12 protein-coding genes are annotated in these 12,352 nt (G+C 34.2%); 3 read left to right on the top strand and 9 right to left on the bottom strand.

Translation table 11 applies throughout. The annotated features are described in order from the left end of the window. Positions 1-156: 156 nt before the first annotated feature. From ABWU56_RS07125 to ABWU56_RS07115, 3 genes are all read left to right on the top strand, one after another. Positions 157-1,638 carry an MgtE intracellular N domain protein gene (locus tag ABWU56_RS07125; RefSeq protein WP_353281452.1) on the top strand — a complete coding sequence of 494 codons (1,482 nt, stop codon included), beginning with the start codon at positions 157-159 and terminating at the stop codon, positions 1,636-1,638. Between the two features lie 70 nt (positions 1,639-1,708). Then, entirely contained in the window at positions 1,709-2,089 is a 381-nt protein-coding gene (locus tag ABWU56_RS07120; protein WP_353281451.1) for a hypothetical protein, read from the top strand. Positions 2,090-2,193: 104 nt separating this feature from the next. Continuing rightward, positions 2,194-2,667 carry a hypothetical protein gene (locus ABWU56_RS07115; RefSeq protein ID WP_353281449.1) on the top strand — a complete coding sequence of 158 codons (474 nt, stop codon included), beginning with the start codon at positions 2,194-2,196 and terminating at the stop codon, positions 2,665-2,667. A gap of 5 nt (positions 2,668-2,672) precedes the next feature. On the opposite strand, the gene ccmE is transcribed toward ABWU56_RS07115, so the two are convergent. From ccmE to ABWU56_RS07070, 9 genes are all read right to left on the bottom strand, one after another. Beyond that, positions 2,673-3,074, bottom strand: coding sequence for a cytochrome c maturation protein CcmE (gene ccmE / locus ABWU56_RS07110; protein WP_353281447.1), 402 nt, complete (start codon positions 3,072-3,074; stop codon positions 2,673-2,675). Between the two features lie 117 nt (positions 3,075-3,191). Then, a complete protein-coding gene (locus ABWU56_RS07105; protein ID WP_353281446.1) occupies positions 3,192-4,037 on the bottom strand; it encodes a biotin--[acetyl-CoA-carboxylase] ligase in 846 nt (281 codons plus the stop codon). Between the two features lie 26 nt (positions 4,038-4,063). Beyond that, complete coding sequence (locus tag ABWU56_RS07100) at positions 4,064-5,329, bottom strand: hypothetical protein (protein WP_353281444.1); 1,266 nt, start codon at positions 5,327-5,329, stop codon at positions 4,064-4,066. A 48-nt stretch (positions 5,330-5,377) separates the two neighbouring features. Continuing rightward, on the bottom strand, positions 5,378-6,766 hold the full coding sequence (locus ABWU56_RS07095) for an NADH-quinone oxidoreductase subunit N (RefSeq protein WP_353281443.1): 1,389 nt from the start codon (positions 6,764-6,766) through the stop codon (positions 5,378-5,380). Continuing rightward, positions 6,763-8,205, bottom strand: a complete 1,443-nt coding sequence (locus tag ABWU56_RS07090) for a NuoM family protein (RefSeq protein ID WP_353281442.1) — start codon at positions 8,203-8,205, stop codon at positions 6,763-6,765. The genes ABWU56_RS07095 and ABWU56_RS07090 overlap by 4 nt, the downstream gene beginning before the upstream one ends. 3 nt (positions 8,206-8,208) lie before the next feature. After that, positions 8,209-10,056 (bottom strand): NADH-quinone oxidoreductase subunit L, encoded by a 1,848-nt coding sequence (gene nuoL / locus ABWU56_RS07085; RefSeq protein ID WP_353281440.1) that lies wholly within the window; start codon positions 10,054-10,056, stop codon positions 8,209-8,211. Between the two features lie 4 nt (positions 10,057-10,060). Then, positions 10,061-10,369 (bottom strand): NADH-quinone oxidoreductase subunit NuoK, encoded by a 309-nt coding sequence (nuoK, locus tag ABWU56_RS07080; RefSeq protein ID WP_010404075.1) that lies wholly within the window; start codon positions 10,367-10,369, stop codon positions 10,061-10,063. Further along, on the bottom strand, positions 10,360-10,947 hold the full coding sequence (locus ABWU56_RS07075) for an NADH-quinone oxidoreductase subunit J (protein ID WP_029237644.1): 588 nt from the start codon (positions 10,945-10,947) through the stop codon (positions 10,360-10,362). The genes nuoK and ABWU56_RS07075 overlap by 10 nt, the downstream gene beginning before the upstream one ends. A 64-nt stretch (positions 10,948-11,011) precedes the next feature. Next, positions 11,012-12,352, bottom strand: a complete 1,341-nt coding sequence (locus tag ABWU56_RS07070) for a hypothetical protein (protein ID WP_264704560.1) — start codon at positions 12,350-12,352, stop codon at positions 11,012-11,014.

Here is a 12,352-nt window from a genome sequence, read left to right as displayed (position 1 = left end):
TTCAACATACCATAAAGCCAGCCTATTTATTCTATCGGGGTTTTATACTAATTCTCTAGTGATATTTGTTATTATGACTCCAATACATGCTAATTTAATTATAAATTAATCATTAAATGCTAGAATAGCTATAATTAAATTTATTAGATAATACTTATGAGTGGAAAAAAACATGTCTTTAAGATGGTACCTGGACAGCAATTTTCATGCGGATCTAGTGAATATGAAAGGTATTATAACATTGAAAATCCTAAATCTATGAAAAAAGTCAAGCTTATATCGCTAAGCGAAGAAGACGATACGCTAGAATTATCTATAAAATTCTGTAGCGATTTTCTTAATAGATTCGGAATATATTGCGTAGAAGAAAAACAAAACAGATATATTCGAGATGGTCAACCTGGTTATTCTAAGAACAGTAATTCATTTGCATATGACAATGATAGATTAGTTAAACTATCATTAAAGTGGGGCATAGAAGATAAAACTGGTTATCATGATTTTGTAGGTGAAGAATTGAAGTACAAATATTTAACATGGGAGGAATCAGGTCTTGGTGACGATAAATATTATTTTTCAGATAAGGAAGGAAACATAATCGATTCACCTGACAACAAGATATTACAATACAGTATGCCACACCATGATACAGCAAAGTTGATAGAAGATATAACATCGTCTAAGATACCAAAGAGTGTACTAATATCAAGTGAGTTCGCCAAAACTTTTTTTAAGAACTTAACAGGAAATCAGTTAGAGACTCTTGCCGATATTCTTAATAATGAGAAATTACAGATTTTAGCAAAGAGCTTAACAAATAAACAACTACAGGTTTTAGCAGAGAACTTAACAGATGGACAATTTCTAGCTTTAGTGGATCATTTAACCAATCATCAATTACAAGCCCTTACTCACACATTGGATTCAAAAAAGTTAGGAATAATAGTCCCCTTATTAAATAAGGATCAGGTTGAGAACTTAGTAAAAGACTTTAACTCAGATCAAGTAAAACAAATTTTCCCTCACCTTAAAATGGATCAGTTCGAGATGATGATCAAGACAATGAAGCATGACCAGTTTGTAGAACTAATAAAAAATTCAAATGAGAAAATGATAAACACTATTTTGGACGAAGCGTTGAAAAATCAACTTCCAGCCCTAGTAAAAACTTTAGAAGAAGATACATTACATAATTTAATTAATAAGCTAGACCACGAGAAACTTGCAATAGTAGCTCGAGATTTAACTGATCCTAATAAGATTCAGATGGTTATTAAGTCTTTAGTTGACAAACCAGAAAAACTTCAAGCTTTTGCTCATAATATGTCTCGTGAGCAGTTTAAAGAACTTTTGGATAACGTAGATGCAGAAGAGCTTAAAGACATCATTCACAAACTGCCTCATGAGAAAGTCATATCTGTGATTGGCGATCTTAGCAGTAAAGATCAGTCTAAAGCTATTATTGATGCATTAAAAGAGAAGTTTAATGAACAAAGCAAATTGATAAATGAGATGCTCGATAAGCTTAAAGGAACAGATGGTAGTGAATTTGATTGGAATAGTAGTCCGCATTTTCAAGCTGAATTGACTGCAATGGAAGAGTACACTCAGAGTGAGTATGGAATGATACTGGTCTAAGAGATTTGAAGAAAATCATTTGTGTGCAGCTTAGCCGATTTTGAAATTATAATTTTTTACGGGAGTTAATATGAACAGTAGTAAACAAGAAAGTGACAACGAACTTAAAGTAATAGGCAAAATAGAAGTTGACACTAGACCTAAAGGCTATGATGAGCAAACTGAGAAAAACACAGCAAAGCTTGGTTATGTCCACAAAGTTTTAGATAAATTAATTGCAGAGCTGAACAAGGAGTTTGTTCCTAAATTAGATGACGTGTTGAATAATAATAGCGAATCTATTAATCAATTAAAAGGTACTCTAGGTGACAGTAGTAAAGGCTTAGTGAAAGAACTCGATGAGCTAAAAGGTAAGGTACAAAACTTAGAAAATGCTGGAAATGATGGTAGTGGATTTGAATGGGATGCGCCACAGTTCAAAGGTGCTGATACTGAGTTTATGGCAATATAAGGGTGTGCTCAGTATGAACCTGGGCACCTGTAAACCGGTGTTTAGTAGGCTAGAAAAAACTACATGATATGTGCAGCTAATTCTAATTTTTTATAGGAGCTAACATGAGTAACAACAGTAAACAAGAAAGCGAAAATAACTTTGAAGCAATAAACCAAATGAGCGTTTTCAAGTTTAAAGAAATAGACAATATAGAAGTTGAAGTTAAGCCCACAAACTTTGAGGACATTGAAGATAAAATTGCAACAATTCATTACGTCTATCAAGTTATGGATAAGTTAATCTACGATTTAAATGAGAAGTTTGTTTCGGGCTTGCGTGTCTCAATTATGGACAACATAGCACAACTTCGAGAAGAGTTTCTTGATATAAACCAACACTTGGCCGAAGGTTTATCTCATTTGAATAAGTTAATTCAGCAGGATGGATTTATTGATAATAATCAAAACTACAGAACATGGGCAGAAGAACTTGATCACCTAAGGGGCGAAGTTGAAGGATTAAAAGCAGCAATAATTGACCATAATAACGTAGAATGGGAAGCACCAACTCACTCTGATATATTAAATAGTATATAGCTGTATTAGGGAGTTTGTTCCAAAATTTTCGGCTTATAGTTCTCATCATGTTTTGCAAACACCGTATCTGCAAGAAAGGTACTATTATCAAATATTTTACCTTGCACAACAACACCACTTTTTTCTGAAAACATTGGTGGAAGTATTCCCTGATATTTCACCACAACGCTTTTGTTAAAATCTGTCATTTGAAAAACTACTTCGCTTTCGCTCCGTATCACGCTATTTTCAACAACCATTCCACCAACACGGATTGGCTTTTGATTATTTGGTAAAACTATTGCCTCACTTACTGTATAGAAAAATGAGATATTTTCTTTGAGCGTTGTTAAAATAAAAAAAACTGCACAACTTAAAAAGCAGAAAATTCCTGAAGTTATAAGTAATCGCTTATGTTTCTTCTTCATTATTATCTTTCAGGCTTTCTAGAATTTTTTTACTTTTAGTATAGCAAGAAACGGTAAAAATCAGTTCTCCGGTAATCAACGTAAAACTAATAAGGTAAGCAAAAATTACATATGTATTCATAATGCACTGCCAATAAATAACTCACCTGCATCAAAATAAATTAAGCTTCCATCCTTTTGCTGCAACACCAATTTACCACTTTTATCTATATCAGCAAAAATTCCTTCATACAATTTGTCAGCTAACTTTACACTGATTTGCTCATTCATTTTGAATGCTTTTTTTAACCACATTTCTCTTATAGCATAAAACCCATCAAATAGCCATTGCTTTCTTAGCTTATTAAAATTTATTATTAATTCCTTTAATAGATCCATGTTAGACACAGATTCACCGTAATTGCTAATGCACGTTGTGCCTGGAAGTGGCGCATGATTGACATTAATTCCAATTCCTATAATGAGCCAATTTGAATTGGATTTTTTTTCAAGCAATATTCCGCTTATTTTCTTGCCATCGATTAGAATGTCATTTGGCCATTTATGTTGAAGATTGAGATCGTTTATGAATTGATCTCTTGTCATCCCAGTGCTTTGACACTGGGATCCAGAAGAAAAAGTATGGATTCCAGTGTCACGCATTGGAATGACACCGCAGTGGGTTTGATTATTCAAGAAATTTAACGATAATAAAGTATTTCCAACAGCAAGAGCAGTCACAAAAGTCAATTCTGTCAATTTGCTGACATCCTTTTCTTGGTTAATTATCAAACTCGCATAGAGATTACCCTCTGGAGAAATCCAGCTTTTTCCAGTGCGTCCCCTACCTTCTGTTTGTTTATCAGCAATAATGACAGTTTCATTTGATATCCCTTTCTCAATTAAACCCAATGCTTCTTTATTAGTACTTGGAACTTCTTTGTAATGATGAATATGAAAGCCCTCAAATGTTTCAGGGATCATTTTCTTAATTCTATCAAAAAACTCTCTTATCTAGAAAAACTGTTGCCACGGCTAGCAGAACTTGATAATACAGGTGATTGCATACTGCTATATGAAGCCCCATTTTCATTTACGTCATAGGGCATTGCTTCAGGACCGCTGTTAACATTTGTTTCAGTAAGTGGAAATTCCCGTTCGTAATTAGGAGCTTCCCCTGCATTCTCAGAAAGTCTAGTATAATTTACTTCATAATCAACGCTATCAAAAATTTTTTTATTTACATCATATAAAAGCTCCTTCTTTGGTTGAAAAGACTGCACTGATGGATTGTCACTTCCTAAACTTGCTTGTAGCCTATCTGGTTCTTGTATTGATGAAAGCATAGAAGAACAATAACTGTTAGAGCAATTATTCATAAGAGATAGCTGTCTTCGATACTCGAGTATATTATGAACATTATTTAGTTCAGAAAAACACCTAACTCCTCCTGACCGTTCTTCTAATTCTTGGGTGATACTAACACTAGGAAGGCTATTGTTACCAATTATTGAATCCTCAAAGTCACTGCCCCAGGAAACATAACTATTTTCTGTACTAGCCTGATTAGGTTGTTGCCTTTTGTACTCATCTAATGCAGCTCTCAGCTTAAATGCCAATTTTGCATTAGACAACGTTAAAGGTTGCTCTGACAGACTTGGTAAAAATAACACATATTCTCGTTCTTTGCAATTTTTGATAGAATTACTACTACCTTCCAAACTAACAATTGACGGCAATTCAGGAAACGATTTGAGTTGATCCATGCTATTTAGAGGCGAGGTGGGTTCTGGATATGGTGGCAACGATTCCTCTGTTTGGTTAGCTTGCTGATCAGCACCATTAACCATAACGTCAGGTTGCGGTGTTTCTGTTTCTTTCACTGGATCATCAACTGGTGGTTGTTGTGGAATAGGAATAACCGACTTTTCAGGCTCTTGCGAAAGCAACGGTGGCGTAAGAATAGGCACAGCTTGCTCTTTTTCTTGTACTAGACTTTCTCCTTCTTCTTCATTTTTACTTCTTGGTTCGCTACTAACCTTATTAGATTTACCCTTACTGCGTATGGCGGAAATAGTAAATGCTGCTAATGTAATTACTGAAACTAATGCAGCAACTACAGAAATGGCAAAAATTGCCAGAGGAGCTGTAGAGATTACAATACCAAATTTAATTGCTAAAGCAACATAAGGAAAATATAAAACAGCTACAGTGCTCGATCCTCCTAGCAAGAGAGCGGCAATTGAAAATTTCAAAACAGTTTTTCTTTTACTCATTTTTCACCACAAAATATTAATTAATCACTAATTATAAACACTAAATTGTTAATTTGTCAATGAATTAATCAATGAGTAAAGATCTTCTGCGTACAAGAAAAGAACGAGGTTGATCAGTGAAGCCACTGAAGTGATAATGAATAGACTCTTAGAATAAGCAACCTTATTACCACTAGCTTTATCAAAATACATAACTTTCATGATATTTAAATAATAGTAGCATGATATCACACTCGCTGTTACAAGAATCAAAGACAGGCTGATAAAGCCAGAATTTATTAAACTTTTGAATATAAAAAATTTAGCGATAAAACCTGCAAGTGGAGGTATTCCCGACATCGAGAGTAATAGTATAGAAAGATGGAATGCTAAAATTGGTTGCTTTTTTCCTATACCAGATAAATTTGCAATATCACAATCATCATCGTCAATTTGTACGAGATATGAGAATAGCCCTATGCTTGTGATGATATATATCACCAAATACATTAAGGCACTATCTGTTCCTGCTTGTGTAAAAATAGAAAGTGAAGCAAATATAAAACCAATGTGACCAATTGAACTGTAAGCAAACAGCCTTTTTAAGTTTTGCTGACGCAAGGCCCCAAAAGCTGAGATAAGCACAGACAATGCTGAAACGTATAAGAAAATAGGCTGAACATAACTTTTTACATTTACTAACTCTTCATTCATCAATCGAATTAAAAATGTTACAAGTGCAGCTTTTGGGGCCGTAGAAAAAAACGCAGTTACTATGGTAGGTGCACCTTGATAGACATCTGGAGCCCACATATGAAAAGGAGCAATAGCAAGCTTGAAACACAAACCAATAAGGATAAAAACTAACCCAAAAACTATTCCATAAGTTATCTGATGGTTTTGCAAGAATGAACCGAGCTCAGAGAAATTGACTTGTCCTGTATATCCATAAAGCAGCGACATTCCATATAGCATAATGCAGGAAGATAGTGCACTAAGTGTAAAATATTTCACTCCTGCTTCACATGAATAAGCTGAATCTTTATTAAAGCTCGCAAGAACATACAAAGATATACTCATCAACTCAAAAGCTAAATAAAAAGAAATCAGACTATTTGCTGAAACCAAAGTTATCATGCCAAATAGCGCAAAAAGAATCAGTATTGAAAATTCATATTTATAGTCATATTTTGATAAATTCAGCATCAAAAGTATTAAAATTCCTGTGCTGAGAATTAACCCTTGGGCTGACCTGATGTATAAATTGAGTTTTAACAACGAATTAAAGAGAAAAATTTCATTGTTTTCTGCCGAAATAATTAAAATAATCAAAGTTACCACTGTGCAGCCAAGTGCTAATAAGTTGATAGTTCGGCGGTTAAATATAATTCCAAGCAGTAGCAACACTAACGAGGAGATAATAGAGAACGTTTCCGGCAATATCTGTATATAATTCATAGCGCATTATATTTGACTAACAAATTTGCCATACATGGCTTCAAATAATTCAGTGCAAGGGTTGGGTAAAATCCAAGCAAAATAACAAACACTGCAAGCAGAATTAAGACAGAAAATTCTATGCTATCCAAACGGTTATTTAATAATTTAGAATAGCTAACCCCCCATATTATTTGCTTACATAAATTCAGCATATAAACTGCGCTTAAAATAGTGCCAAGTGCGATAAATCCTGTAAAAAACCCTATGCTCTTAAACATTCCAACCATAGCCAAAAACTCACCTGCGAACCCAGATGTTCCAGGTAGCCCTATTGAAGCCATTGAAAATAAAATGAACATAAAACCAAATTTTGGCATTGTGTTTACTATGCCAAAATATTTTGCAATCTCCAAAGTCCCAGTTCGAGTATATAGCATTCCAACACACAAAAATAAAGCAGCAGAAATAAGGCCATGACTAATCATTTGAAATATGCTACCCAGTACTCCTTCCTCACAAAATGAAAAGAGGCCAGCGGTAACGATCCCCATATGTGCTATTGAAGAATAAGCTATTAACTTCTTCATATCATCTTGAGCAAACGCAACTAGAGAAGCATATATCACCGCAATAATGCTCAGCACAACAACGAAATTTGAAAAATACAAACTTGCCTGAGGAAGCATTGGAATAGAAAATCTTAAAAATCCATATCCCCCCATTTTAATAAGCAAGCCAGCTAAAATCACAGACCCAGAAGTTGGTGATTGCACATGCGCATCAGGAAGCCAAGTGTGAAATGGAAACATAGGTACTTTTATTGCAAAAGAAATAAAAAATGTAATCCACAGCAATGACTGCACTTCAAGATCAAGGCTTGGCACTAATGTAGCTAATTTTTGTATACTAAACGTTCCAAAAACACTATAGATGTATACTAACCCCAGTAGAAATAATAATGAGCCAGTTAATGTATAAAGAAATAACTTAAACGTCGCATATATCCTTTGCTTCCCTCCCCAAATGCCAATAATAAAGAACATTGGTATTAAGACAGCTTCAAAAAACACATAAAAGCTTATAGCATTCAGTGAAACGAAAAAACCGACTACAAAACTCTCAAGCAGTAGAAATAATGCCATATATGACCTAAGGGTTGTATAACTCATTTTGCAGTTATAGAGTATACAAATTACAAACAAGAAAGTTGTAAGCAGAAGGAAAAGCAACGATATACCATCTATCCCTATTCCTACATTCTTGATTGGATAGCTGACAAACTGAAAGTCCGCATTGTTATAATCAAATCCTATACAAGCTACAATGCTAAGCAAAAATGGAAGTATAGCAAAAAATAGGGCAAGGAATCTTAGGTGTATAGATTGATGGTTAATCCTGATCGAGGATAAAATTAACGCTCCTATCAGTGGAAGCAAGAATATACTAAGTAACAACACCTTCTATTTAATTCCAATAATATACAAAGCACCAATTATTAAAGTAACAAACATAACAAATGCATAATCAAATATATAACCAGTTTGTAACTTTATAGAACTTTTTGAACATTCATTAACCAACCTTACAACACCATTTGGTCCAAATGAATCAATAGCCTTAACATCAAACTTCCATAGAAGCCTAGATATAAACCTTATCGGTGCAATTATAACAAACTCATACACCTCATCAAAGTACCACTTATTCTGCAAAAACTTAAGTAAAAATTTACTCTTAATTTGCCTAATTACTTGATATTGGTAAATTAGGTACGCAAGAGCTATTCCACTTAGGCTCGCTAAGGTTGGCAGCAGTTTTATAAAGAAATTATGAGCTCCATGCTCATCAATCACCATTAAACTTGATTTCCAAAACGCATTACTAGTTATGTTCAAAATATTTGCTCCCCACACTCCAGAAAATACCGATCCAAAAGCGAGTATCAGTAATGGTATAAGCATAATCTTTGGTGCCTCATGTATATTAATTTTACTTTGTTTTTGGCTGTGGAACACAAGAAGCAATAACCTCCAAGAGTAAAACGCTGTGAAGAATGCAACAACTAAGCTTATTACAAAAGCAAAGCTATCCGTGCTATAAGCATGTTCAATTATCAAATCCTTTGAGTAAAAACCTGCAAATGGAAATATTCCAGAAAGCGCAAGAGATCCAATCCACATGAGAGTATAAGTGCAAGGGATTTTCTTCCAGCAATTTCCCATTTTCTGAATGTTTTGCTCATGATGCATTGCATGAATCACATTGCCAGCACCAAGAAATAGTAGAGCTTTAAAAAAAGCGTGTGTCATTAAATGAAAAATAGCAACATTGTAAGCAGAAAGCCCACATGCCATGAACATATAACCAAGTTGACTGCAGGTTGAATAAGCAATTATTTTTTTTATATCGTTCTGAGTAATCGCAACCGTAGCTGCAAAGAAAGCAGTAAGTGCCCCAACAATAACTATTAATTCTCGTGCCACATTTGATAGCTCAAATAATGGAGAACATTTTGCTACTAAAAATATACCTGCTGTTACCATCGTTGCTGCGTGAATGAGTGCAGAAACAGGGGTTGGCCCTTCCATTGCATCTGGCAACCAAACATGTAAACCAAGCTGTGCAGATTTACCCATACAGCCAATAAAAAGTAATATGCATATTATATGAGTTACTTTGAATTCACAGCAGAATGCTCTAATGTTCTGCGTGCCAAGAAGATCAGTTGTATCAAAAACTTCAGTAAAATTCAAAGAGTGAAATGTATAATAAATAAGAAAGATTCCAATCAATAGTGCAAAGTCTCCTACCCTATTCACAACAAATGCTTTAATTGCTGCATTATTTGCAGAATATTTTTGGAACCAAAATCCTATGAGTAAATAAGAACACAGGCCAACCCCTTCCCAGCCAAAAAAAAGCTGCACGAAATTATCGCTTACAACCAGCACAATCATGCAAAACGTAAATAGCGATAGGTAAGAAAAAAACCTCGACTTCCCTTTGTCATGCTCCATATAACCGATAGAATAGAGGTGGACTACTAGTGAAACGGTGGTAATGACAATAAGCATTAAGGATGAGAGAGCATCCACACTAATTGCCCAATTTACTTTTAATACACTTAATGAAAATAGAGGAAATAAACTCAAGTGATAATTTTCAGAGAAGGTGAGAAAAACATACCAAGATAAAACTGCAGATATTCCAATCCCTGCCGTTGTAACTAACTGACTTTTTCTAAAAAGTGCTGCAAATAGCGAACCAAAGAGTGGCAAAAATACTATTAATTTCAGTATATCCATCATACTTTCATTCTTTCATTAAGTTCGCTTGTTCAACATCTATATTGCCACGGCTTCTATAATATACAACCAATATTGCAAGCCCAACTCCTGACTCTGCTGCCGCAACAGTCAACACAAACATCACAAAAATTTGCCCAACTATATCATTCATAAAGGCAGAAAAAGCAACTAGATTGATATTAATTGCCAAGAGTAATATTTCTATTGATAACAGTATATTGATTATGCTCTTACGGTTAATGAAAATACCACACACGCCAATAGTGAACAAAACAGCAGCAATTATCAAAAAGTGATTTAATCCTATTTCCATTCCACTCCTTTTCCAAATTTAGCCTTAATCAATTTTACAGATGAAGATTGTGTCAATTGCTTTAACACGTTCTGTTTTCTAACTCCTTTTTTCTTTTCCTGCAAAGTAAGAGCAATTGCACCAACAATTGCAACAAGCAGCAGAATACCAGAAAGATGAAAAGCGTACATGTAGTCAGTGTAGAGCAAATTACCGATAGCTTTCACGTTATTGTTATTATAGTTTATAACATTGCTTATATTCGGTTCTGAACTGCGAATTACAAAGCTGATGATTAGAAAAAACACAACACATAATATAGCACCAAGAGTGAAATGCTTTGCAAAACCCTGATGCAATCTTATGTAGTCAATATCGAGCATCATGACTACAAAGAGGAATAACACTGCAACTGCACCGATGTATACTATCAGCATCATCATAGCGATGAATTCAGCTCCAAGGAGAATAAAAAGAACTGCAGAATTAACGAAGGTGAAAATTAAAAATAATACTGCATGCACAGGATTCCTTACACTAATTACGCATACAGCAGATAAAATGCTAAGAATTGCAAAAAAATAAAAGAAAAAAGGCATTAACGTACTACTTTCAACGCTACTTACCTAATTAAAGCACTATTACAATAAAGTCAATATCATATTAAATATTTGAAACTCTACCCTTACTTAACCATTGAGGGGTAAGCACTTCTCTCAAGGCGGTCAATGTATCTATTTCTGGCTTTTTTTCCTTCTTTTTACTGACTTCTTCATAAATTTTTGCAATACCAAGTATTAATGCACTAATTACAGGGACTGCTATAAAGACTCCTCCAAGAACTGGATTACCTGTAGCACATAACATCACTCCAATTGCTATAAAACCGACAACAGCAACACCTAAAGCGCTATACATACCTGCATTATCATAAGGGTTTTGCAGTTCGTGAGAGGTTGTTTGTAATTGGCCACTATTCATATCTATTTTAGTGCCAGCTGAAGGAACAGCTAATCCTTCTGTTCCTTCACGCTTTAGTGGTTTACAGCCTCCTGGTGTAGGTTGGGTGCCTTGTAAATCATTCTCAGTATCGCCTGGAAAAGATTCCTTAGACTGCAAACTTACTTCTGCAAGTGCTGTTGTTTTAAGATTTTGATCTTGTGTTATGTTGATAGGAGGGCTTAGCTCTTTATATTGCTTTAATGATGGTTCCATGAGATCTTCAATGCTACCCAATATTTGTTTAAAATTTCCATGGTTAATCTTTAGCAATTCTTTTACACAATGTATCAGCTTCCATTCATGACTAGATTTTCCTAGTTCACTAGGGTTATCCCAAATATCACCTACAATACCATTATTGACTCTAATAAGCAGACTTACATGGATATCATGATTAAAGTTATTTTTTGAATGAATAATTAAATTCCTTAATTCTTTTAGCTTATTATCGTAAGCCTCTTCGTCATATTGTTTAGCTGTATTTTTATCTGAAGTAGCATAAAGAGATTGAGGGTTTTTTTTACGCAATCTTTTAGTTCTTGTTTTTTTCTCGTATTTAATTTTAATGCCTTTTATAAATTCGTTGGTTTCTTCAGTCATTTTTATTTGCACCTTTTCAGCAAAATATCTGACCAATACAATATGACTTTTCATCCTATTTGACGCTCTAGATTTATCCTCATCAACATACGATTTTAACTCCTTTATAATCTCTTCAGGATTATTAAAATGCTTAGTTAGGTATTTGATAAATTTGAGGTCTGTTTCCGTATCACTTTTTAACCTCTTTTTATTTTTATCCTCTAATTCTTCGAGTTCTTTTTCTAACTCACTGATCTCTTTTTCTAACTCCTCTATAGCCTTGTGAAACTCCAGAGATATCAAGTGATCGATCCAGCCATACCAGTCATATTCAGATTTATCTTCTGATAGCTCATTGTGGTCTGCAAAACGCACTTTTCTTTGTTGTAATTGTTCTTGACCATTTAAATTAGCAAACAT

It is taken from the genome of Wolbachia endosymbiont (group B) of Horisme vitalbata (assembly GCF_964028625.1).
Taxonomy (GTDB): Bacteria; Pseudomonadota; Alphaproteobacteria; order Rickettsiales; family Anaplasmataceae; genus Wolbachia.
The sequence above is the reverse complement of the archived record's forward strand: the minus strand, read 5'-3'. Positions and strand labels throughout refer to the sequence as shown.